This is a genomic window from Flavobacterium nitratireducens (genome assembly GCF_029625335.1).
Lineage (GTDB): Bacteria > Bacteroidota > Bacteroidia > Flavobacteriales > Flavobacteriaceae > Flavobacterium > Flavobacterium nitratireducens.
Map to the genome: position 1 here is coordinate 1,830,967 of NZ_CP121111.1, position 25,009 is coordinate 1,855,975.

The 25,009-nt window shown below is 34.7% G+C and carries 15 protein-coding genes and 2 pseudogenes; 6 read left to right on the top strand and 11 right to left on the bottom strand.

Annotation, left to right across the window (positions count from 1 at the left end; translation table 11 throughout):
• Positions 1-95: 95 nt before the first annotated feature.
• Both P5P90_RS08715 and P5P90_RS08720 read right to left on the bottom strand, forming a co-directional pair.
• Positions 96-3,425, bottom strand: a complete 3,330-nt coding sequence (locus P5P90_RS08715) for an Ig-like domain-containing protein (RefSeq protein ID WP_278034337.1) — start codon at positions 3,423-3,425, stop codon at positions 96-98.
• A gap of 232 nt (positions 3,426-3,657) precedes the next feature.
• The gene (locus tag P5P90_RS08720) at positions 3,658-6,786 is read right to left on the bottom strand and encodes a hypothetical protein (RefSeq protein ID WP_278034338.1); all 3,129 of its coding nucleotides are present in this window, start codon (positions 6,784-6,786) and stop codon (positions 3,658-3,660) included.
• Between the two features lie 250 nt (positions 6,787-7,036).
• Here P5P90_RS08720 and P5P90_RS08725 point away from each other — a divergent pair, with 250 nt between their 5' ends.
• Entirely contained in the window at positions 7,037-7,513 is a 477-nt protein-coding gene (locus P5P90_RS08725) for a regulatory protein RecX (protein ID WP_278034339.1), read from the top strand.
• 151 nt (positions 7,514-7,664) lie between these two features.
• Here the strand turns inward: P5P90_RS08725 and P5P90_RS08730 are convergent.
• The 5 genes and pseudogenes from P5P90_RS08730 to P5P90_RS08750 form a co-directional block, all read right to left on the bottom strand.
• Positions 7,665-8,820 (bottom strand): annotated as a pseudogene (locus P5P90_RS08730) (beta-ketoacyl synthase N-terminal-like domain-containing protein).
• 27 nt (positions 8,821-8,847) lie between these two features.
• A complete protein-coding gene (bioA, locus tag P5P90_RS08735; RefSeq protein WP_278034340.1) occupies positions 8,848-10,119 on the bottom strand; it encodes an adenosylmethionine--8-amino-7-oxononanoate transaminase in 1,272 nt (423 codons plus the stop codon).
• Between the two features lie 40 nt (positions 10,120-10,159).
• A complete protein-coding gene (gene bioD, locus P5P90_RS08740) occupies positions 10,160-10,780 on the bottom strand; it encodes a dethiobiotin synthase (RefSeq protein ID WP_278034341.1) in 621 nt (206 codons plus the stop codon).
• 150 nt (positions 10,781-10,930) lie between these two features.
• Complete coding sequence (locus P5P90_RS08745) at positions 10,931-11,332, bottom strand: GxxExxY protein (protein WP_278034342.1); 402 nt, start codon at positions 11,330-11,332, stop codon at positions 10,931-10,933.
• Positions 11,333-11,374: 42 nt separating this feature from the next.
• Positions 11,375-12,532 carry an aminotransferase class I/II-fold pyridoxal phosphate-dependent enzyme gene (locus P5P90_RS08750; protein WP_278034343.1) on the bottom strand — a complete coding sequence of 386 codons (1,158 nt, stop codon included), beginning with the start codon at positions 12,530-12,532 and terminating at the stop codon, positions 11,375-11,377.
• Between the two features lie 240 nt (positions 12,533-12,772).
• Between P5P90_RS08750 and P5P90_RS08755 the strand changes: the two genes are divergently transcribed.
• The 5 genes from P5P90_RS08755 (at position 12,773) to P5P90_RS08775 (ending at position 17,895) form a co-directional block, all read left to right on the top strand.
• Positions 12,773-13,312 carry a hypothetical protein gene (locus P5P90_RS08755; RefSeq protein ID WP_278034344.1) on the top strand — a complete coding sequence of 180 codons (540 nt, stop codon included), beginning with the start codon at positions 12,773-12,775 and terminating at the stop codon, positions 13,310-13,312.
• 282 nt (positions 13,313-13,594) lie between these two features.
• Positions 13,595-14,722: a hypothetical protein gene (locus tag P5P90_RS08760; RefSeq protein WP_278034345.1), complete on the top strand. Its 1,128-nt coding sequence runs from the start codon at positions 13,595-13,597 to the stop codon at positions 14,720-14,722.
• A 69-nt stretch (positions 14,723-14,791) separates the two neighbouring features.
• Positions 14,792-15,715 carry a hypothetical protein gene (locus P5P90_RS08765; protein WP_278034346.1) on the top strand — a complete coding sequence of 308 codons (924 nt, stop codon included), beginning with the start codon at positions 14,792-14,794 and terminating at the stop codon, positions 15,713-15,715.
• Entirely contained in the window at positions 15,705-17,261 is a 1,557-nt protein-coding gene (locus P5P90_RS08770; protein WP_278034347.1) for a vanadium-dependent haloperoxidase, read from the top strand. Before P5P90_RS08765 ends, P5P90_RS08770 begins: the two co-directional genes overlap by 11 nt.
• Before the next feature lie 166 nt (positions 17,262-17,427).
• Positions 17,428-17,895, top strand: a complete 468-nt coding sequence (locus P5P90_RS08775; RefSeq protein WP_278034348.1) for a hypothetical protein — start codon at positions 17,428-17,430, stop codon at positions 17,893-17,895.
• A gap of 78 nt (positions 17,896-17,973) precedes the next feature.
• On the opposite strand, the gene P5P90_RS08780 is transcribed toward P5P90_RS08775, so the two are convergent.
• The 4 genes and pseudogenes from P5P90_RS08780 to glmS form a co-directional block, all read right to left on the bottom strand.
• Positions 17,974-18,255, bottom strand: a complete 282-nt coding sequence (locus P5P90_RS08780; protein WP_066328275.1) for a F0F1 ATP synthase subunit delta/epsilon — start codon at positions 18,253-18,255, stop codon at positions 17,974-17,976.
• A gap of 91 nt (positions 18,256-18,346) precedes the next feature.
• The gene (gene atpD, locus P5P90_RS08785) at positions 18,347-19,858 is read right to left on the bottom strand and encodes a F0F1 ATP synthase subunit beta (protein ID WP_035656666.1); all 1,512 of its coding nucleotides are present in this window, start codon (positions 19,856-19,858) and stop codon (positions 18,347-18,349) included.
• A 248-nt stretch (positions 19,859-20,106) separates the two neighbouring features.
• Positions 20,107-22,967, bottom strand: a pseudogene (locus P5P90_RS08790) (TonB-dependent receptor domain-containing protein).
• A gap of 189 nt (positions 22,968-23,156) precedes the next feature.
• Positions 23,157-25,001: a glutamine--fructose-6-phosphate transaminase (isomerizing) gene (gene glmS, locus P5P90_RS08795; protein WP_278034349.1), complete on the bottom strand. Its 1,845-nt coding sequence runs from the start codon at positions 24,999-25,001 to the stop codon at positions 23,157-23,159.
• Positions 25,002-25,009: the final 8 nt, after the last annotated feature.

The window sequence follows — 25,009 nt, forward strand, 5'->3', positions numbered from 1 at the left end:
GAATAAATTACACAAACTAAAATGCCCTAAAAAGTGATACTTTTTAGGGCATTTTTAGTTGTTGGTAGCATTTATAAGCAATTACACATTTTTAACTAGTAAATCACCTTTCTACTTACTTTAGTTCCATTTGTCAATAAAACATCTACTAATAAAACCTGATCACTTGCAAGTTGTTCTGTAAATGTAAATTGAGCTACAGCTACATTTTCATTAGCATAAAGAAGTTTACCTGTACTATCATAAACTACAATTTTTTGCACATCAACTTCTGGAGATTTTACCGTAATAAGCTTATCTTTTGAATAAATCACAATAGAACTTGAAATTTCATTTCCACTATTTGAAACACCGTCATTTGGTGTAGGTGTTTCTGCTATTTCTTCTACTGCATTTTTATCTACATATCGCAATACAAATCGATCGTTAAATACTCCTTTTTCAGTTGTAAAAGTATAAGACCCATTTTTAAGATTATGAAGTACATTCAAAGTCTTATCTTCTAAAAACACATTTTGTGTTTCCAAAACCCCATCTGCATGGTCTATACCGATTTGAAATTCTCCAACTATAGTTGATTTATAACCTAAAACAACCGTGTCTTGTTTTACAAATGGTAATGCACGACCTTGAATTACATATTTACTTGCTTGATTTACACTGTAAAAATCAACATATTGATTCCCATCATAGGTTACACCATCATAACCTGAATCATAATCATTTGTCGCACCTTTAATATATCCCACTAACATTTGTTTGAAAGCGCCTTGTTTATTTGACAAATTCAACCAAATACGGCTTTTCTCTACAGTGGAAACACTTGTTTTAGTTGTAGAACTTAATTTAAAAAACTGTGAGTTATTCGCTCCAGAAGCACCCCCTTCTACACGCATACTATTATTGAAAATTAAAGTACCTCCAGCAGTACTTGCAGGGGCAAAAAAGCCTTGTCCTGCAGCAATTTTACCATCAAAAGGCTTAGAAGTATTGTTAGTAACAACACCACCTACTCGATTATAAATTAAGTAATCACTTGTTGTATAATTGTAAGTAGCATCTCCAGCTACTGCACTACTTGGCGCTGAATTATGCGTCCAAAAATAAAGTGTACCCTCTAATGTTGCAGCATTGGCATCCAAAAAAGCATTTGCATCTATTGCTGACGGATAAGGATTCCCTAAAAGATGTACTTGATTCCCAGCTACTGAGAAAGACACCACTCCGTTATTAGGCGTTCCAATAAAAATTGGATTAGTATCAACAGCAGCAACAGCAATACTAAATGTTTGTGGCGCTCTAACAAGATAACCTTTTCCCGCAACCATAGTAGCCGCACCATTATAAATAATTTGCCACCCATTATTGTAACTATAGTATTTATCATAAAGTGTATTAGGCGACAAATTCTTTAAAGTTTGTCCCGCAACCGGAGATGACCAATACGTAAAGTCGTATCTCTTAACAGCTGCCGTGTAACGTCTGTAATTAATATTTCCTGAATTTACAGCTGCATTATTAATTTGAACTAAACTCGCATTATTTTCAAATGTTAATGAAGCATTAGGCATTACCTCAATACCATTTTCTATTTTCATAGTACGCCCAGATTTGATAGTAACAGCTGAAGTTCCAGTCACCTGACATGAACAACCGACTAAATCTACATCATTAGCATTAGTATAATCTGAAGCAAAAACTAATCTTTGATTAATAGTTGGTGTTCCTTTTGACCAAGAACCATTAGACCATGTATTTGTTTCAGGAGTTACAATATCAACTTGTACTATTGAAGACTCACAAGTTCCATTAGAAGCAGAAAAATAGTAAGTTCCAGGTAACAAACTTGAAATAATTTGACTTCCACTACCTGAAATTGTGTAGGTTTCAGATTTTGTTCCTGTTTGAATAATAGTTCCTGTTGCAGGTAAACCACTCAAAGTAACACTACCAGTAGGAACAGTACAGGTTGGATTGGTTGGTGTACCTGCTGATGGTGTCGAAGGTATTGATGGTTGAGCAGTTACCGAAACACTGGCAGAAGCTACAGAAACACAACTACCTAATGTAGCAGTAACTGTATAATTACCAGCTGGAGCTGTAACATTTGCTCCTGTTCTGGACACACCAGTTGATGGAGACACTGTATAAGTATAAGATGCATTATAATTTGTAATTGTAAAACTTCCTGTTGCAACACTACATCCTGGTTGTACGACTGTACCTAATGTTGGTTGTAAAGGTGTAGCTGGTTGCGGATTTACTGTAACACTAGCAGAAGCTACTGAAGAACAACTTCCCAATATAGCAGTAACTGTATAAGTACCTGCTGGTGCAACAACAGTACTTCCTGAAAAAGTAACTCCTGTTGCAGGTGATACAGAATAAGTATAGGCAGCATCGAAATTTGAAATAGCAAAACTTCCTTTAGCAACACTACATGTTGGTTGCGTTACAGTACCTAAAGTTGGTTGCACAGGAGTAGCTGGCTGAGCATTTACTGTAACACTAGCAGATGCTGTCGATGTACAACTTCCTAACGTAGCAGTCACTGTATAAGTACCGGCAGGTGCTGTAATTGTACTTCCTGATACAATTACTCCAGTAGATGGAGATACTGCATAAGAATAAGAAGCATTATAATTTGAAATAGAAAAACTTCCGGTTGCAACACTACATGTTGGTTGCGTTACAGTACCTAAAGTTGGTTGAGACAAGTTAACAATCGTTACTGTTACTGCTTTTCTAACAGTAGTATATCCACTGTAAACACCTTCAACATAATATGTAGTAGTAGTAGAAATCGTAGGGATTGTATAGTTAGCTCCAGTAGACAAAAGAGTCCCTCCTGTTTGAGCATTATACCATTTAAAAGTAACTCCGGTTGAAGGACTTGCACTAGCTCTTAATGTTGTACTTCCAGAAGTACATATTGAACTATTATCTGCTGTTGCTGTAATTGAACTATATCCTCCATTTGAAACTAAATCAGGAAAATTTGTTAATGCACTTTGTCCGGTACATGAAGCAACTTTTACATCTCCAATTTTAATCAAATCAGAAGCACTACAATTTGTTGGTGCACCAATTTGCCCACCTGTTTCTACTTCAATAGAAGAACCATCAGCTAATTGTAAATTATAATTTCCAGTTGAAAAATCAACATTTGCATATTTTTTAACTACAAATCTTATTGGACCTAAACAAGAAAGATCAACATTGGAAGTCATAGTCAAAACCATTGCATTTATTCCATCCCCAATTGTCACAACCCCATTACAAACTGTTAAGGGAGATGTCCCACAAGTTAATCCAGTTGTATTTCTTGAAGTAGTGATAGCGCATTGTGCATTTACTTTAAGTCCAATAAACAAAGTAAAAAACAATACAAACAAGAAGCTATTATTAGTAAAATTCAATCTCATAATTATTTGATTTGGAGCCGGGCAAGCCTTTAAAACTATAATCATTAATTATTTCTAATTAAATCACGATACAAGATTATTGCATAATAATCGCTAGATAAATTAAAAACGTTGACGTGCTTATTTAGTCGTTAAAACGCACTTTTTACGCACTTAAATCCCACGTTTAAAGGGATTTTAAAAAAATTACTATTTAAAAAAAGCGCCTAAGTTGCCTACCAAAATCCTAAAATCAAAAAACAATTTTAACAGTTTGTGTTTGCCCATTTCCTAATACTACTTTCACGATTAGAACTTGATGAGCTACATTCAAATTTTCAACTACATAATCATGGAGGTTAACTTGATTGTTTTGATATAAAATTTGCCCTATCGAATTATAAATAATTACTTTTTGAATAGAATCTGAAGAAGATTTAATTCTTAGTTGTTTATTCTTTACCAAAACCATAACCTCTTGATTCGAAATGGTAGCAACTTTATTTTGCTCTACATAACGCAATTCAAATCGATTATCAAACACTCCTTTTTCCGTTGTAAACAAATAGGGCGATTTTTTCAAATTGTGAGTTATATGCAAATAATTATCCTCCAAGAAAACATCTTGAGTATCTAAAAATCCATCCGTTTTATGAATACTAATTTGAAAATTTCCACTATAATCTGTTTTATAAGCTAAAGCAATGCTGTCTTTCTCTACAAAGGGCAAAGCACGCCCCTGAATAGCCAACGCCTTTCCTTGATTCACACTATAAAACTCAATTTCTTGATGAATTGGCAAAATTTGCCCATCAAACCCTGGATCATAACCATTAGTAGCCCCCTCTAAATAACCTATCAATGTTTGTTTAGATATCCCTTCTGTGTTAGTCAAATTTAACCAAACCCTATTCGTTTCCTTATGATTTAGACTTTGCTTTTCTTTTGTGTTCACTTTAAAAAACTGAGCATTATTCACCCCATAAGCACCACCTGCAACACGCATACTATTTTTAAATTTTAAATTCCCACCAGTAGTACTTGCAGGTGCAAAAAAACCTTGACCTGCAGCTATCATCCCACTAGGAACATAACCACCTATTGCCGCTTGAGTAGCGGTAGTTACAGTTCCCGTGCGATTATAAGTAGCATAATCACTTGAATTATAGTTGTATTTAGTAGCTCCTCCTGAAACAGTTGGCGTTGTATTGTGTGTCCAAAAATATAGTGTCCCTTCTAGCACGTTTTCATTAAATTCCAAAAATTTATAAGCATCAATTGCCGAAGGATAGGGATTACCAAGTAAATACAATTTATTTGCATCAATTGTTAAAGGAATTTCACCATTATTTGGTACTCCAACAAAAACTGGATCAGCATCTACTTGAGGGTCATTCACACTAAATGATTGTGGGGCTCTTATTGAATAACCATTCCCTGGTTTCATAATTTCAGAACCATAGTAATAAATTACCCATCCTGTATTAGAATTATACCCATAATACTTATCATAAAATGTATTAGGTGATAATTTTTTTAAAGTTTGATCAGCAACCGGAGACGACCAATAGGTAAAATCAAAACGCCTCACAGGAGTAGTAAAACGTTTATAATTAATAGCTCCCGTATTAATTGCTGCATCATTAATTTGAACTAAACTAGCCGTATTATCAAATGTTAAGCTTCCACTAGCCACATTCACTTCATTTGTTACTTTTAAGGTGTGATAACTGTTAATAAAAACATTCGCCCCATTAGTTACTTGGCAAGAACACGCCTCAATGTCAGATGTAGAATTAAAATTTTGTTGAAAAACTACTTTTCTTGTACTATCTGGCATTCCGTTTACCCAAGTACTTCCATTCCAGTATGATGTATCACTAATAATGGTACAACTTGTAACTGGGGATGTACAATCAGCCTCATTCTTTATTATCACATCATAGGTCCCTACCGCTAATCCCGATTTAACATTACTAGCTTGATAGGTTTGTCCACCATCAAAACTATAGGTATCCGTGGCACTTTGAACGGCCACAGTAATAGTTCCCAACGTATTTGAACAAGTGGGTTGCGTAATTGTAGTGACAGGTGTAGTCAATTGAGGCAAGAAAGTAATTTTTCTTGTTCTAGAAGCACTGTCAACATTACATTGAGTTGTTGAATTATTAAAAGTAATATAAACACGATATTCGGCTGATTCAGCAGGAGTTCCTCCAGTAATTTTCAAAGTATTTGTGTTTGCTCCAGAATAAGCACCTCCATCATTCAAAACTGTCCAAACACCTGTAGTTACTGATTTTTTCCATTGATAAGAAACTACATTAGACGGGTATGAAGTAGTAACGGTATAAGAATAATCTGTTCCATAACATTGCTTTACATTGGTTGAAATTGGATTAATGTTTAAAATTTCGTTTACGGAAAGGGTTACAACATTAGAGGTCACACTACAACTCCCGTTTGAAACTATCACCTGAAATTGAGTACCTTTAGGGTATTGAGCACTTCCAACATTTCCAATCGTAATCTCATTAGTCGAATTATTCGAAGTATTTGCAACTGAACCTATAATTGATGTGAAACTAGAATCTGTTGGTTTTTTATATTGCCAAGTATAATTTAAACTTGTACCCGTTGCAACAACCTTAAATTTAACGGAAGCCCCCTCACAATCCAATTGATTTGTAGGTTGAGTTGTAATTGTTGGTGTTTCTATTTTTACAGTTGTATTTGCTGTAATTATTTTATTATCCGACGTTCGTTTCATAGAAACTGTATATACAGGACTTGAAGGTGTAGTTGAAGCCGTAAAAGAATAATTAGGACTGCTACTATAAGCAGTTGCTGCAAGTCCAGGCCCAGACCAGGAATAAGTATAAGTCCCTATAGGTGGTGCTGTAGCTGTTAAATTAATTGTATTTCCTGGACAAACAGGAGAATTCGATGTAGCTTTTCCTGTCCCACCAAAAGATATTACTTCATCAAACCCAAGGATGCCAGCTCCCCCTTGACAGGCTGCTAACAAAACCCCACCAATATACAATCTGTCATTTCCAGTACATCCTCCGCCTGTACCCCCAGAAGGATTTAAAGTTCCTCCATTTATAAAAGAAATAGAAGAGCCTTCAGCAAGATATAATCTTTTATTTGCAACAGAAAAATCAAGTATTGCTTTATCAACAATCAATTGTACAACTCCACAACTTGTTAAATCTAAATCAGCATCCATTTTCAATGAAATTGGAGATACTCCATTCCCAATAGTTATTATCCCTCCACAAGAACTTAAAACTCCACTACCACAACCTAAGGAACTTGCGTCTGTAGCACTAGAAATTATACATTGAGCTGATAAATTAAACCCTACTAAAATACTCAATAAAAAAAACCTTTGCGTAGAAATATTCGCATAAACCTTCAATTAACAATTAACTAAATGGACTTAAAAATTAAGCAACGAAATAAATTAAGATATTAAGAATCAGATAGTAAAACAAAATCGATGACAGGCATTTTTTGTCGCCAACATACATACTTACCTGAAAAAACATCTTTTGACAGGATTAAATCCGCTTTTTAACAGAAATAAATACCTTTACATTTTCTTTTAAACCCAATTTATTGATACCATGAAAGATTTTTTTTCTGTTAATGAAGCCATCCAAAAAATCGAACATTATTGTGCGTATCAAGACCGTTGCCACGAAGAGGTGGAGCAGAAATTGCGCAGCATGAAAATGAGTGCCGCAGAAATTGATGAAATCATTTCGCATCTTATCAATGAAAACTTTCTTAACGAGGAACGTTTTGCCTGTAGTTTTGCCAGAGGCAAACATAGAATTAAACATTGGGGAAAAATTCGAATTACCAATGAATTAAAATTCAGAGGCATCAATCAAACTTTGATTAATATTGCTTTAAAAGAAATTAGCCCAGAAGAATATTTTGACACTTTTGAAACATTAGCAAACAGAAATTGGGAATCGATTCGCGAAACCAATTCGCTCAAAAAAAGAAAAAAATTCTGTGATTATATGCTTCGCAGAGGTTTCGAAAGTAATTTAGTTTACGAGAAAGTAAAAGAATTAGAGGCTAGTGAGCATTGAGCAATCTCCGTTTTCAGTCACATAACTTTCAACTGAAAAGCACAATTACTATTCTACCGCAAAGTAAAAAAGTTTTATCGCAAAGATTGAAATGAAATAATAATTAGCGTAGCTTTAAGAAATCTTAGCGAAACTTTGCATAATAACTCTATTACAAACTCAACAAAACACTTACCGCATTTCCACCAAAACCTACGGCATTTACCAAAACTTTTTTAATTGGTTTCGTTTGTGTTTGCGCTTCCGCAAAAGGAACTCCGATGAACTGATTGTGTTGCATCATTAAGATTGCCAATTCAACACTTAAAATACCCGAAGCACCAAAAGTGTGTCCTATTTTCCATTTATTGGTAGTTAATAAAGGTAGCTTTTCGCCAAAGATTTTCTGAATTGCTTTATACTCGGTTAAATCACCAGCTTTAGTTCCTGGCGCATGCATCACAATCGCATCTACATCTTCTAAATTAGTATATTCTAAAGCCATTTTCATTGACTTTTGAAAACAAGTAGCTTCTGCCGAAATAGAAATATTATGTTCCAAAATTTCCGTTGCATAACCAACACCTTCAATATAAGCCAAAGCATTATCTTTTTTTCCTATTTCCATACAACAAACAGCAGCACCCTCTCCCAAAATCATCGAATTTAATTTCTTTTCAAAATTCAATGCCTGATTAGGAAAAGCTTCTTCACTATGCGAATAGATTTTTAAAGCGCGCATTTGAGCAATGGTAAAATCAGTCAAAGGAGCTTCACTACCACCTACCAAAAATTTATCTACCATACCCGCACGCAACCAGGCCACGCCATTTAAAAGCGCATGCAAAGCGGTAGAACAAGTTATAGAATGCGAAATTTCAGGACCTGTACATTGCAAGTCATGTCCTACCCAAGAAGAAATATTTCCTAAAGTAGTGGTTGGAGACAGCTAAAGTATGCGACTTCCCTGTTTCTAAATATTCTTTATAATGATTTTCAAACAATTCAGTTGCCCCACGAGAAGAACCAATATTAATTCCAAAAACATCATTTTTACCCCATCCCGCTTCATTAACCGCCTTACGCGAAGCCGCCATTGCATACAAAACCGATTTATCTAACGATTTATACTTAACATCCGATTCTTTTAAAGCTTCAATAACTTTTTTTGAATCTAGATCCAATGCAGCCACTAAAGTCTCTTGCTTGTCTAAATGTGTTTTAGAAAAACAATGATTCGGTGAAAGGTAATTTTCCCAAATGGTTTTTAAATCATTACCTAATGGAGAAATGGAAGCTAAGGCTGTTATTGAAATGGTTGTTGACAAATCCTAAATATTTATTGAGCTGCAAAATTAAACTATTTCCAATGCTTTTTCGACTACATCATATACTTTTTGCAATTGCTCATCGGTCATGATATAAGGTGGCAAAATATAAACGATATTACCAACTGGGCGTAAAATCACCCCGTTTTCGATAAAGAAATTATAGAGTTTGGTTCGCATAGTACCATAATAGGTTTCCTCGTTTTCTTTCTTAACATCCAAAGCAAAAATAGTCCCTAAAACCCGAGTTGCGGTTACTTTAGGATGATTTTGTATATATTCCTGAAATGCCAAATGCCGTTTATTTATTCGAATTATATTCTCCTGCATCTCCTGAGTTTGCAACAATTCAAAACTAGCTAAAGCCGCAGCACAACCCGTAGGATTTCCGGTAAAAGTATGTCCGTGAAACAAGGCTTTATTGATATCGTCATCATAAAAAGCATCAAATATTTCCTGAGTAAAAGTGGTAATTGCCATTGGGATAGTTCCCGCTGTCAAAGCCTTTGACAAACACATCATATCCGGCATTTCCTGAGCATAATCCATTGCAAAAGTTTTACCCGTTTTTCCAAAACCGGTCATCACTTCATCGGCAATCGTCAACACTTTATTTTCCTGACAAATTTTAATTAACTCATCTAAAGCATCAGCCTCATACATCACCATTCCAGCTGCTCCTTGGACCAAAGGCTCAAAAATAAATGCCGCACATTGCTTTTCTTGTATTACTTTTTTTAAAGTATCAAAACTAACTTGTTCTTTCCCTTTCACAGGTACCGGAATACGAACCACATCGATAAACATTCCTTGAAAAGCCTGAGTATAAAACGAAATTCCGCTAGCTGCCATCGCTGCAAAAGTATCCCCATGAAAGGCATCTTCAAATGCAATAACAGTTGTACGTTTCTCGCCTTTATTATAAAAATACTGTAAAGCCACTTTTATTGCTACTTCCACCGAAGTCGAACCATTATCTGAAAAGAAAATTTTCTGTTGATTCTTTGGCAACATTTTCATCAATTGCTCTGCCACCTGAATAGCAGGTTCGTGTGTAAAACCTCCAAAAAGAACGTGTTCTAAGATAGTTAATTGCTTGTAAATCTTATCGGCAATAAAACGATTGGAATGACCATATGGATTTACCCACCAAGATGCAATCGCATCAATATATTCCTTGTTATTTTCATCCCAAAGCAAAGCACCTTCACCTCTAGTAATTGCAATCGGTAATTGAGCTGTTTTATGTTGAGTATAAGGATGCCAAAGATATTGGCTGTCTTTTTCTGTTAAGTTCATTTGAGTTCAGATTTGAAATTGCTATTGATTTTTGAAATCGCTATTGAAGTTTCAACAGCTCGTCTCGAAACAAATCGGCATATTCACGAATTACATTTTGATCAAAATAAGGCTCTTCCTCGATTCTTCCAATGCAATTGAGTCCTGTTTTTTTCAAAATTACAGATTCAGTTGCTTGATTTTCCTTTCCGTTAAAGAGTATACCCGCAATAGTAATTTTTCGACTTTGCAAAGCTTCAATAGTCAAAAGTGTATGATTGATACTGCCCAGATAATGACGCGAAACTACAATTACCTTATAATCGGGTTGTATCAAATCAATCACACAATCTTGATCATTCAATGGAACAAATATTCCTCCTGCTCCTTCAACAACTAAATGATTATTAGTGATAGGTTCTGTCATTTTTTCCAAATCAATAATAATTCCATCAATTTCAGCAGCCAAATGTGGGCTTGCGGGCGTATTTAAAGCATAACTATTAGGATAAATTACCGTTTTATCATTCGATAAAAAAGCCTTTATTTTATGACTATCCGATGTATCTAAATCTCCAGCCTGTACCGGTTTCCAATAATCAGCCTCTAAAGCTTCGGTAATAATGGCTGAGGCGATTGTTTTACCTACATCGGTACCAATTCCTGTTATAAATAATTTCATAGATTTTGTTTAACCTTAAAGTTCACAAAGAAAGCGCAAAGTTCACAATGTTTTAATTTCTTTAATGCAGTGTAAATGTCTTTACTAGATTTCCTTTTCAAAATTATCCCATAAAAAATAGCCCACAGATTTAACAGATGATACGGATTATCACTGATTGTTTAAATTCTTCTTTCTATCGTTCGTATAAATAATACGTTTGAATTCCGGCTCTTCACCAAAATTCAACAAAAGACCAACTTCAACTTTTGTCGCTTTCAGATAATTCATCAATTGGGCAACGTGTACACTCATAAGCAATTCACATGCTTTCAATTCAATAATAATTCTATCTTCAATCAATAAATCCGCGTAATACTCTCCAATCAATTGACCTTTTAAATATACTTTTATAGATTTTTGAGCCTCAACTTTATATCCTTTTTTCTGCAATTCGAAATACATAGCATTTTGATATACTTTTTCTAGAAAACCATACCCAAGATGATTGTATATATCGAAATATACTTTTAAAATATCATCGGTGATTTTTTTATGTAACAGTTCACTCATATAAAATCAGTATTAATCCGTGTCATCCGTTAAATCTGTGGGCTAAAAAACAAAGTTACTCAACAAAGTCAACACTTCTGTTATTTCTTCTTTCGAATTAAAAGCATGCAGACAAAAACGTAGTCTTTCCTGTCCCTCAGGAACCGTAGGCGAAAGAATGGCTTTGACATCAAAACCTTTTTCCTGAATTTGCTTAGCAATCCATTTCACTTTCTCATTTCCGGGAATAATCGCCGATTGTATTGCCGATTTACTTCGAACGAAGATGGGTTTCAAACCCAATAAATTCTTTTGCTGATTAAAATGAATGATATTTTCTCTCAACAAATGCATATTCTCCTTTTCGATTTCCAAATGCTGATAAGCAATTAAAATTGTTGCTACAGAATGAGGTGAAAGTCCTGTAGTATAAATAAAACTTCGGGCAAAATTGACTAAATATTCTTTCAAATCTTCAGAACCTAAAACTGCTGCACCATGACATCCCAATCCTTTTCCGAAGGTCATAATTCGGGCGAAAACCTTATGCTGTAAGCCAAACTGCTGAACCAATCCTGTCCCATTTACACCAAAAACGCCTAAAGCATGGGCTTCGTCAAGTACTAAATAGCAATTGTGCTTTTCAGATAAATGAACTAATTCTTCCAAATTTGGTGTATCACCATCCATTGAAAAAACACTCTCAGTAACAATGTAAATGTTTGTTGGAATTTGGGATTTGGAAGATTGGAATTTAACTATAAATTTTTCTAAATCTTCAAAATCATTGTGATTGAATTTATAGGCTTTAGCATAAGACAATTGGATTCCGTCGCGAATGGAAGCATGACATAGTTCATCATATAGAATCAAATCGCCTTTTTGAGGAACGGAACTAAAGAAACCAACATTAGCATCATAACCCGAATTGAAAATCAACGCACTTTCAACTTGATGAAAGTTGCTAATAAAATCTTCTGTTATACTATATAAATTATGATTCCCCGAAAGCAATCGGGAACCCGTTGCCCCGTTTTGAGTCCTCTTCTTTTCAATTAAATACTGATGGGTTGCATGAAAAACAGCTTCTGATTGAGATAATCCGAGATAGTCATTGGACGCAAAATCAATATTTTTTTTCTCTGAAGGCAACTGTCTCAATGCATTGTTTTGCATACGGATTTCAAGCTTCTTAGAAAGATTTTTGGGAATTTTTTTCATAGCACCAAAAATAAGCAACTTTTTTGGGATAAAATATGACGGTTTATTGTTTCTGTTTTTGAACTAAGGATTTCGATTTCTAGTTCAGAATCATTTTTACCAATAATATCATACTTAAATCAAAAAAAGGAATCACAAACCAAGGAAATACAATTTTCGAAAACCTTTTCGACTTGATTTTACGCTGTTTTTTATATCAAAATCATTTAACTTAAAATTAGTTTTCTATTTTAGAAATCTATGAAAAGAATTGCATCACTTTTTCTAATCGCTACATTATTTTACAATGTACTTGGATATTATCTGATGTTTGCCCAACAAGAGGAGCAAGCATGGGTAGCCTCTATGGAAAAAAATGATACATCAGCATTTAAGGTAATCCATCTCAATGCTTCTTTATATTCTTTTATCGAAGACACTGATTTTGAATATGTCAATGAAAACATAACCATTGAAAACAAAAGTTATCACATATTTAAAAAAAGGATTAAAAACAATATCTTAAGTTTATATTATTTAAGAAATAAACATAATGAGGTGATTAGCAATGAAGCAAAAAATATTATTGCAAGTCAATTGTTTAATGAGTCCTCTAAAAGTAATAGCCCATTAAAAAAAATGATGAAATCTTTCATTAAAGATTATATCTCTAATGATTATTACGAGCTAGAAACAAAACCGTTAATAGCCACATACAGTATAAGATCGCATTCAAACCCTAATAATGTTTTACTTGATGGATTCTTAACAATTCATTACACTCCTCCTAAAATAGCTTAATCCACTTTGCACCATGCTTATATGTTTAAATTCTGCGATGAAAATATCGGAGAAATGACATATAACACCTGATTATTAAGTTTATTGATAATCAAAATGAGCTATTTCAATCAATTTACAAGATCATTCCAAAATGTTTCTTAACATTTTGGCACACAATGTTGTTGTTAAAAAACAACAAACACAACTAGAGTGTACCAATGAGTTAGAAACACACTAATCCTCTCATATATTAACTATGAGAAAGATTTTCCATGGAATGGACTATTTAATCCTATATACATGAAAATAAAATCACAAAACCATATTTTAGTAAATATCATCATATTATTTCTTGCCTTAATTTCTTCAAAAACAATTACTGCACAAGGTTGTGTGGCCATAAAAGGTAATGCAACAAGCTGCATGATGGTACATACTGACAGCACCAATGTTTCTCAATGGCAATTCACAGCGGGTAGTCGATATTTTAGATCTTTTAGACATTTTTCAGGAACAACAGAAAACGAAGAAAGATTAAGTCTAGGAACAGAAGTTATTAATTATTCAACTATAGTAGATCTTTCATTAACAAGAATAATTAATAATCGTTGGTCAGCAATGGTAGACATTCCAATTATAAACAATGTAAGATCTTCATTATATGAACATGGGCTAGTAAATGGAACCTATGTCAAAAGAGAAAGAAACACTACAAGTTCATTTGGAATAGGTGATATCCGATTTGCAGTATACAGATGGTTATTAGACCCTCTAAAAAACGAAAAAATCAATATCCAGTTAGGATTAGGTCTTAAACTTGCTACTGGAGATTACAATTATAAAGACTATTTTCATAATGTAGGACCTGACGGAACCAATGAATTACGTACTGTTGATCAATCTATACAATTAGGCGATGGAGGTACTGGAATAACTCTGGAACTAAATACATTCTATAAATTCAAAGATAATTTTGGCATGTATGGTAACTTCTATTACTTGAGTAACCCAAGAGAACAAAACGGAACCAGAACCTACAGAGAAACAATTGCATCAAGATTAGCTAACGAAGCTATTATGAGTGTACCAGATCAATATATGTTTAGAGCAGGTTTTAACTATTCTGTGAATCAAGTAAAAGGATTGTCTGTAGCAGCTGGTGCCCGATTAGAAGGTATTCCTGTTCATGATCTTGTGGGTGGCAGTGGCGATTTCCGTCGTCCGGGATATATCTGGTCAGTAGAGCCTTCTGTAAACTATGAATACAAAAAAGTAGTCTTGTTTGCATCAGTACCATTTGCAGTAGTTCGTAATCGTACTCAAAGTGTTACTGACAAAGAAAATTCTGTAACCACAGGTACTCATGTTCAGGGTGACGCAGCATTTGCAGATTACACCATTAACGTAGGTATTTCAACCCGATTTTAAATAAATGTTATTTTATAAAATGATTCATTTCAACAATTAAATTACAATTTTAAACCAAAACCATTTTTAATGAAAAAGATTTATCTGGGTTTTCTGCTGATATTACCCCTATTTATACAAGCACAAACCGACATTGACGCCATTATGATGAGCAAAAACAATTTTTGCTTTGGAACAGTCTACCAATACAGTAGTTGGAACGAGTATTGGGAAGGAACTTTTAAAAGAAAAAATCTAAATCTGGGAACGGTATCTACACAATCCTTAGGGATTATGGGTAATTATGGTATTTCAGACAAATTAAACGTCCTTTTTAACCTTCCATATGTAGCAACAAAAGCTTCTGCAGGAACTATGAAGGGAGCAAAAGGAATACAGGATTTATCACTGACTGTAAAATATATGCCTATTGAAAAAACGATTGGTAAATCAACCTACTCCGTATATGCCATAGGAAGCTTTTCGACTCCGGTCACTGATTATACTGCCGACTATTTACCACTAAGTATTGGCTTACAAAGCAAAACAGCTTCATTAAGAGTAATGGGAGATTTTCAAAGAGGAAATTTTTTCACAACGGTATCAGGGGCTTATATAAAAAGAGCCAATATTACTATTGATAGAAATTCCTACCTCACTAATGAAATTCATTATACCAATGAAGTAGATATGCCTGATGCTGTTTCAGTAAATTTTAGAACAGGATATCGCTCCAACAGATTGATTGCTGAATTCGTAATAGACAATTGGGTTACACAATCAGGGGGATTTGACATTACCAAAAACAACATGCCTTTCCCGAGTAACACCATGAATGCAATAAAATACGGTGTTAACTCTAAATACACGTTCAAAAAAATTCCAGAATTATCTCTTATAGGAGGCTACAACTATGTTGCCGAAGGAAGAAATGTTGGAAAATCAGACACTTTTTATGGTGGCATATTCTACATCGTCGATTTTAATAAAACAAGTAAACAAGATGAAAAATAAAATACAAAAAAAAGCCTACACTAGCCTAATCGCATTATTTCTTGCCTTCACCTATTCTTGCAGTGATGATATTACAGAACGAAACGAACAATTTCACGCGTTAAATCCAACTAACACCGACGAATTAGCCGGAACATGGAAACCCTTTTTATTGACTACCCCTAATGAATTTCCTTTGGATGCACCAATTGCGACTAATTCGACTGCATTTACCAGAGAAATCAATGAAATAAAAAGCTACCAAGCCAACTTAACTGAAAAACAGAAGGAAATTATAAAATATTGGAGCGCTGGAGGTGTTTTGCGTTGGAATGAAATTATGAGAACTTTGGTAGCTAGACATAACCGCCCGCCTTATCAAAATGAAGACGGAACCTATCCAGCACCATCATCGGCAAATCCTTTTGCAAATCCGCAATTTCCTTTTTCGAACCCACCCTATGCCGCCCGGGCCTATGCTTATGTAAGCGCTGCTCAATATGATGCAATGGTTGCAACTTGGCATTATAAAAAACTGTATAACAGAGCCGCTCCTTATACTGTAGATACCAATATACAGGTGTTGATTCCTAAAAGCACCTTGCCTTCCTATCCTTCAGAAGATGGAGTTTTAGCAGGGGTTACCGTTGAATTATTAAAATTATTATTCCCAACAGAAATTGCCTATATCCAAGAAAAAGCAGAGGAACAAAAACTGTATCGAATCATTAGTGGAGCCAATGTTAGAAGTGATGTTGATGCCGGAATTATTTTAGGAAGAAAAATTGCTGCAAAATTCATTACCCGCGCTGCTGGTGATGGTGCAGGTGCTGCAATAGGAAACCAGGAACTTTGGACACAATTAGAAACCCAAACTGTTGCTGCAGGGGAAATGCCTTGGAAATCATTAGAACTCCCTGTCAGACCACCGATGTTACCTTTGTTTGGAAAAGTAAAGTCCTTCTTAATGACTCCCGAAATGGTTGTTGCCAACCGTCCACCTGCACCACCTTCAACAAAATCAGCCCAATTCGCAAAAGAATTGGCTGAGATAAAAAACTATAGTACCAATACCTCCCGAAAACACATGCAAATTGTCACCTTTTGGGCTGATGGAGTGGGGACTTATACTCCACCAGGACACTGGAATGCCATAGCTGCAGAATTATTTGTGGAACAAAATTATAGTGAAGTACGATGGGCCAGAAATATGGCATTATTGAATATTGCAATGATGGACGCTGCTATCAGTTGCTGGGATGCAAAATATACTTACTTCAACCCAAGACCCTCTCAAGTTGACCCATCTATAAAAACGATGACAGGAACTCCTAATTTCCCTTCTTATGTTTCAGGACATTCTACTTTTAGTGGAGCAGCCAGTGTAGTCTTATCCCATATTTTACCTGCAAAAAGCCAAAGTTTTATTGCAATGGCCAAAGAAGCATCCGACTCGAGAATGTTTGGTTGTATTCATTACAGAAGTGATTGTGAAAAAGGACTTCAATTAGGTGAAAAAGTAGGTAATATTGCCGTAGCAAGAGCCACTATAGATGGGGCTGAATAATCTCCATAATTAGAAAATTAAGGTTGATAATTTATTTACAAATGGTTTTTATATATATTATCAACTGTAACCTGACAGGCGTTGGAAACCTGTCAGGTTATTTACTAAATCAAATTACTTGAATGCAAGATATCCTATTCGACGAACCAAAATAAATATAAAAATCATGAAACATACTTTTAATGACCTCTACGCTCAATTTAGCAGAAAAATGGATCGATATAGCATTATTTTAATGCAAATATCCCTTGCTACGGTTTACATTTGGTTTGGCGCCTTAAAAGTATTCGGTATGAGCCCGGCCGGCGAACTGGTAGAACAGACTGCTTATTGGTTCAAACCAGAAATATTTGTTCCTCTACTCGGAATTTGCGAAATAAGTATTGGTTTGGGATTACTCATCAAACGCTGTATTCCCTATACCATCATTTTATTATTAATGCATATGCTGGTAACCTTATTCCCGATTTTTATCCTAAAAAAGGTTTGTTTTGAAACTTTCCCATATTGCCCAACTTTAGTAGGACAATATATCATCAAAAATCTTGTATTAATTTCAGGAGCACTGGTCATTGCAGGCAAATACAATGAAAGTAAAACGCTTGATACCACCTTACAAACAACTATTGAATAAAATTTATTTAAAAATAAGAGTATAAAAAAAGCCGAAATAATTACGTTTCGGCTTTGATTTTTATAAATCTAAATTGTCTTAGTCGGCTAAAACAATTACTTTATTGTCTTTCATTTCAATAGTTCCTGAAGAAATAGCTAAAGTATAGTTTTGATCATTTACTTTCGAAAACAACTTTGCTGATTCTTTGCTAAACTTAAAACTTGGCGCTGTAATTTTCACAGTTCCTTTTTGAAGCAAGGAAACAATTGGAGCGTGATTATTCAAAATTTGGAAACTTCCATCAACACCCGGTAAGGTTACTGACGTTATTTCTCCTTTGAATAAAGATGCTTCTGGTGATACTATTTCTAAAATCATAACTTTTTTTAAATTCCAAATTATAAAATTCCAAATCCCAATTTTGGAATTTGGAATTTTTACTTTTTGAGGTTTATCAAGCTATGCTTGATTATGCTTCCGCTAACATTTTCTCTCCAGCTTCGATAGCTTCTTCGATAGTTCCTTTAAGGTTGAATGCTGATTCTGGCAAGTGATCTAATTCACCATCAATAATCATATTAAATCCTTTGATAGTATCTTTAATATCAACTAATACACCTGGAATACCAGTAAATTGCTCAGCAACGTGGAACGGTTGAGACAAGAAACGTTGTACACGACGTGCTCTTGATACAGCTAATTTATCTTCTTCAGATAACTCTTCCATACCTAAGATAGCGATGATATCTTGTAATTGTTTGTATTTTTGAAGAATCTCTTTTACTCTTTGAGCACAGTTATAGTGATCATCACCTAAGATGTGTGGAGTTAAGATACGAGAAGTAGAATCCAATGGATCTACCGCTGGGTAAATACCTAACTCAGCAATTTTACGAGACAATACTGTTGTAGCATCTAAGTGCGCGAAAGTTGTTGCCGGTGCAGGGTCAGTTAAGTCATCCGCAGGTACATAAACCGCTTGTACAGATGTAATAGAACCTTTGTTTGTAGATGTAATACGCTCTTGCATAGCTCCCATCTCAGTTGCTAAAGTTGGTTGGTAACCTACCGCAGAAGGCATACGTCCTAATAAAGCCGATACCTCAGAACCTGCTTGTGTAAAACGGAAAATGTTATCTACGAAGAATAATACGTCTTTACCTTGGTCAGAACCAGCTCCATCACGGAAATACTCAGCAATAGATAATCCAGAAAGTGCAACACGAGCACGTGCTCCTGGTGGCTCATTCATTTGTCCGAAAACGAAAGTAGCTTTAGACTCTCTCATTCCTGGCAAATCTACTTTAGACAAATCCCATCCTCCATTTTCCATAGAGTGCATGAATTCCTCACCGTATTTAATAATTCCTGACTCTAACATCTCACGAAGCAAGTCATTTCCTTCACGAGTTCTTTCCCCTACTCCTGCGAATACAGAAAGACCACCGTGACCTTTAGCGATATTGTTAATTAATTCTTGAATCAATACTGTTTTACCTACTCCAGCTCCACCAAACAATCCAATTTTACCTCCTTTTGCATAAGGCTCGATCAAATCGATTACTTTGATACCTGTGAATAAAACTTCAGAAGATGTAGATAAATCTTCAAATTTTGGAGCTTGACGGTGAATTGACATACCGTTTTCACCTGTTTTAGGTAATTCTGGCAAACCATCAATAGCATCTCCAACTACGTTGAATAAACGTCCGTAAACATCTGCACCAATCGGCATTTGAATAGGATTTCCTGTTCCTATTACTTCATAACCTCTGCTCAAACCATCAGTTGAATCCATCGAAATGGTACGAACAGTATTTTCTCCAATGTGAGATTGTACTTCTAGGATTAATTTAGTACCATCTTTTTTTACGATTTCTAATGAATCATAAATTTTTGGAAGTTCAACATCCTTACCGTTGAAAACAACGTCAACTACTGGGCCAATGATTTGGGCAACTTTTCCTATTACTTTAGACATTACTTATGTATTTATTAAACAGCTATTTAGGTTTATGAAATAGACACATCAAATTTTACTAATCAGGTGTTTTTTCAGAGCGCAAAGATAATTTTTTAAAATAAAAAATCAACACTTTTATTTAAAAAACATTAAAAAATAAAACAAGGGTTAAAAACCGCTATAAATCTCGCTTCCAACAAATTTATTCACCACAAACATTTCGTTATATTATATAAATTATATTTTATAAAAACACCCAATCTTAATTATGGATTGATTACCCAAGAAACAAAATACTGCTGCCCTATTAATCCAGCACCTAATACTTGCATGTATTCTTTTCCTCCAATATTAGCTACAGCCACCTTAAAAGTTGATTTAAGCGTAGGAATACTATAATTCATTTGCGCATCAATTACTGTAGCCGATTGCACCATGCCATCTACCATTGCAGATTCCCATTTATAAGATGTATTCCATCTTCCACTAACATTAAATCCGAAATTTTTAAACAACTTTTCATTCCCAATTGAAGCTTTCACTCTGTGCTTAGGCGTATTAAATCCAGCCTCAAAGCTTGGATCCTTTGATTGATCAAAACTAAATTCAGCATAATTATAATTTACACCTATTTCATAATCCTTGTACACTTTTCTGGAGAGTCCCAATCCAAAACCAAAAGATTTGATTTCGACATCAGTATTCGTATACAATTGATACGCTCTAAAATTATCATTTTGCAATGCATGCAATGTTTGCGCACCGGGATCAGTTGGCCCTGCTAAAGGATTTGGCGCATCTTGTACGATACCATAATAAGGAGAAATCACAGTTAAATTACCAATGAAATCATTATAAATATTGTAGTAACCACTAACATCTATAGACATCTTATTTACATACGATCGGTATCCTAACTCAAAAGCCTTTACTCGTTCTGGTTTCACATAATTCACATTTGCTTTTCTTAACAATGCAGAAGCTGCAACAGGATTTGATGGCGCTAAAGCCGCAAATGCCTGAACCGTTGACGCTATATACGAATTCCCATAAGCTTCCTCTCCAGTCATCTGCTTAGTTGTTCCGCCATTCAAAGACTGACCAACAACAGTATTCACTGGCAATATCTCTGAATATCTTGTCAAATTATCAGGTGCCGAACCAATCAAAACTGCATTCCCTACATTAAAACCTATATATTGATCTTGCGTAGTAGGATTTCTAAAACCAGTTTGAAAGGAAGCTCTAATGTTATGGTGCTTATTTTCACCTGCTGCATACACTAAAGACAATCGAGGAGAGTAACTTCCTTTAAAATTTTGTGATTTATCATATCGAATAGATCCTGTAAACTTCAATCTTTCATCTACAAACTTTTTCATCAATTGTGTATAAATTCCATATTCATTATAGTGGATAGGACCATTTGCATCTGTATAAATCCTTCCATTGGAATTCAATTGATACTCTCTAAAAGAACCACCAACTTGTATTTCTGCAAATTGTATTACATCTTTAAAATTATAATTGGCATCCGAATGATAAATCTTTGAATTATCGACCAATTTAGATCCCGAAAGCACATCAGGCTCAGCGATAACACTATTAAATGCCGATTTAAAAGCGGATGTCCCAGGCATCAATCTACCCACATCTGCCTGAGCCCTAGCATAAGCATGCGCACCAGCCGAATTGTTATACAATGGACTTTGAGGATTTCCAACAGCACCAGCATAATTAGCCGCATAAGTACCAAACCATGTTTCATCTGATTTCCAAGCTCTATTTACATTGATAGCAGTAAAAAGCATATCATAAGATTGACCACCGTCTTCAGTTGTAGTATATCCTCTCAAAAAAAATTCTTGCCTTTAAATTCTAATTTATGTTGTTGCATAAAAAAGTTATTCAAATAGTAGCGATTAGCACCTTGATACACCGCATTACCAAAACCAAATTTACTTAACCAAATTACTTCCAATCGTTCATCTCCAAAAGGTCTAAAATGAAAAGACAAATCAATTTTAGTATTACTAGCTTTATTATCGGTCAAATCAGTTTCATTATAACCTGTTCTTGAAACATTTTCCTTAGGCAAAAGTGAAGCAAAACTCGATGGCAAACCTGCAGCAGCCCAAGCACCACTGGCTATCATTTTTTGTCCTACATTATAAATATTAGTGCTTACTTCATCTCCATATACATTAACACCATCATAATTAGGATTCGTTCTATCTCTTCCAACCACAAATCTATCTCTATAATCTGTCGCATACCAATCAGTACCACGCATATACGTAAAATTCGCTTTGGCAGCAAAATGTTCATCAAAGGCATGCGCCATTCGAATACCATAATCAACAAAATCATTAACTCCAGCGGCCTTTTGACTAGTTTGACCGTATTTCACATAGGTTGTTATGCCTTGGTAATTAAACGGACTTTTCGAATTCATAAATAAAATTCCATTAAAAGCATTAGCACCATACAAAGCCGAAGAAGCTCCAGGTAATAACTCAACACTTTGCATATCGATTTCAGAAATACCCACCATATTTCCTAATACAAAATTCAATAAAGGAGAAGAATTGTCCATCCCATCCACTAATTGCATAAAACGCGTATTGGCTACAGTTGCAAAACCACGAGTATTAATGGATTTAAAAGTCAAACTACTGGTATTCATTTGAACTTCTTTTAAATTTTCTAATCCATCGTAAAAAGTAGCAGATGCCGTTTTTTTCACATCAGCTATACCCATCCTTTCAATGGTAACTGGCGATTCAAAAACTCTTTCGGGTGTTCTGGATGCCGAAATAACAATCTCATCAAGTACATTTTGCTCTTCACTTAAAACAATTCCGAGCAATTGTTGTTTTGAATCAACGACAATTTTCATGGTTTGAAAGCCCACACAACTTAATTCGATTTCAAATGGAAAACGCAAAGCCTCTAATATAAATTTACCATCACTATCCGATACTGTTGAGATTGTTTTTCCAATAACAACAATATTAGCACCCACAACAGGCATTTTATTCTTATCAACAATAGAACCTTCAATGGTATTTTGAGCGAAATTTACGCCACACACAAGGATCAATAAAAAAAGGAAGCAGGATTTCATAGTGTTAAGTTTTTAAGGATTGGTACTACTAAAATAATAATAAATCCTGATACAATCACAAAATACACAAAGCATTTTATCAATAATTAACCATGATTTCAAAATTTTAACAAATTCACAAAAACTCAATTCACCAGAAATAAAAAAGGCGAGATTTCCATCTCGCCTTTGGTATAGTAATTACAAAATTTATTCCACTGTAACTGACTTAGCTAAGTTACGTGGCTGATCCACATTACAACCTCTAAATACAGCGATATAGTAAGACAACAACTGTAATGGTATTGTTGTAATCAAGGGGGATAATGCATCTGAAGTTTCAGGAATTTCAATTACATAATCAGCTAATTCTCTAACCTGAGTATCTCCTTTTGTCACTACTGCAATAATTTTACCGCTTCGTGATTTTATTTCTTGAATATTACTTACAATCTTATCATAGTGTCCTTGTTTAGGCGCAATGATAATAACTGGCATTTGCTCATCAATCAATGCGATTGGACCATGTTTCATTTCGGCTGCTGGATAACCCTCAGCGTGAATATATGATATTTCTTTAAGCTTCAAGGCACCCTCTAATGCTACTGGGAAATTATAACCACGACCTAAATACAAACAGTTAGGCGCATCTTTGAAAGCTGCAGCAATTTCTTTTGTTTTCTCGGCGGTTTCTAATACTTCTTTTACTTTTTCTGGTATTAATTCTAATTCCAATAAATACCTATGGAAATCAGAATGCGACAAAGTCCCTTTTGCTTTAGCTAAACGCAAAGCTAACATTGTCAATACAGTAATTTGAGTTGTAAACGCTTTTGTAGATGCTACACCAATTTCTGGTCCGGCATGCGTGTAAGCTCCTGCGTGAGATTCTCTTGAAATAGAAGAACCTACCACATTACAAACTCCAAAAACAAAAGCACCATGTTCTTTAGCTAATTTAATAGCTGCCATTGTATCGGCCGTTTCACCTGATTGAGAAATAGCTATAACAACATCTGTAGGCTTAATAATTGGATTTCTATATCTAAATTCCGAAGCATACTCTACTTCTACAGAAATACGAGCGAATTCTTCAATAATATATTCAGCAACTAAACCTGCATGCCATGAAGTCCCACAAGCTACGATAATTATTCTTTCTGCATTTAGGAATTTCTCTAAATTATCTTCAATTCCCGACATTTGAACAATACCCCTATCTGCATGCAATCTTCCTCTATAAGTATCTTTGATAACATTTGGTTGCTCATAGATTTCTTTCAACATGAAATGATCAAAACCTCCTTTTTCAATTTGCTCTAAATTCATTTGAAGCTCTTGAATATAAGGATCTACCAAACTATCATCTTTAATCTTTCTAATCTTGATTGGTTTTTTCAAACTAATATTAGCCATCTCGCCATCTTCAAGATAAACAGCATTAGAAGTATATTCAATAAAAGGTGAAGCATCAGAAGCAATAAAATACTCTCCTTCTCCAACACCAATTGCCAAAGGACTTCCTAAACGAGCAGCAACAATTTCACTTGGATTCTTTGTGTCAAAAACAGCAATTGCATAAGCACCCACTACTTGATTAAGCGCTAACTGAACCGCTTTGCCTAACTTGATTTTTTCATTCTTTTGAACTTCTTCAATTAAATTAACTAATACTTCTGTATCAGTATCTGAATGAAAGACGTAACCACGCTTTATTAACTCTTCTTTTAATGGCGCGTAATTTTCAATAATTCCGTTATGCACTATAGCTAACTCACCTGAATTTGAAAGATGAGGATGCGAATTCACATCATTAGGAACCCCATGAGTTGCCCATCTTGTATGGCCTATTCCAATAGTTCCCTTAGTATCAATTTCTTGCAAAGCACGCTCCTCTAAAGAAACTACCTTACCTTTTGTTTTACAAACTTTAATCGCACCATCATACACCATTACTCCAGCACTATCATAACCGCGATATTCCAGTCTTTTAAGACCTTTGATAACTATAGGATAAGCTTCTCTGTGACCTATATAACCAACTATTCCACACATAAATTTCT

Bases quoted from the DNA above. Each gene is read 5' to 3' on its own strand.
- P5P90_RS08715 (WP_278034337.1), bottom strand. From the start codon at position 3,425: ATGAGATTGAATTTTACTAATAATAGCTTCTTGTTTGTATTGTTTTTT.
- P5P90_RS08725 (WP_278034339.1), top strand. From the start codon at position 7,037: ATGAAAGATTTTTTTTCTGTTAATGAAGCCATCCAAAAAATCGAACAT.
- bioA (WP_278034340.1), bottom strand. From the start codon at position 10,119: ATGAACTTAACAGAAAAAGACAGCCAATATCTTTGGCATCCTTATACT.
- bioD (WP_278034341.1), bottom strand. From the start codon at position 10,780: ATGAAATTATTTATAACAGGAATTGGTACCGATGTAGGTAAAACAATC.
- P5P90_RS08745 (WP_278034342.1), bottom strand. From the start codon at position 11,332: ATGAGTGAACTGTTACATAAAAAAATCACCGATGATATTTTAAAAGTA.
- P5P90_RS08750 (WP_278034343.1), bottom strand. From the start codon at position 12,532: ATGAAAAAAATTCCCAAAAATCTTTCTAAGAAGCTTGAAATCCGTATG.
- P5P90_RS08755 (WP_278034344.1), top strand. From the start codon at position 12,773: ATGAAAAGAATTGCATCACTTTTTCTAATCGCTACATTATTTTACAAT.
- P5P90_RS08760 (WP_278034345.1), top strand. From the start codon at position 13,595: ATGAAAATAAAATCACAAAACCATATTTTAGTAAATATCATCATATTA.
- P5P90_RS08765 (WP_278034346.1), top strand. From the start codon at position 14,792: ATGAAAAAGATTTATCTGGGTTTTCTGCTGATATTACCCCTATTTATA.
- P5P90_RS08770 (WP_278034347.1), top strand. From the start codon at position 15,705: ATGAAAAATAAAATACAAAAAAAAGCCTACACTAGCCTAATCGCATTA.
- P5P90_RS08775 (WP_278034348.1), top strand. From the start codon at position 17,428: ATGAAACATACTTTTAATGACCTCTACGCTCAATTTAGCAGAAAAATG.
- P5P90_RS08780 (WP_066328275.1), bottom strand. From the start codon at position 18,255: ATGATTTTAGAAATAGTATCACCAGAAGCATCTTTATTCAAAGGAGAA.
- atpD (WP_035656666.1), bottom strand. From the start codon at position 19,858: ATGTCTAAAGTAATAGGAAAAGTTGCCCAAATCATTGGCCCAGTAGTT.
- glmS (WP_278034349.1), bottom strand. From the start codon at position 25,001: ATGTGTGGAATAGTTGGTTATATAGGTCACAGAGAAGCTTATCCTATA.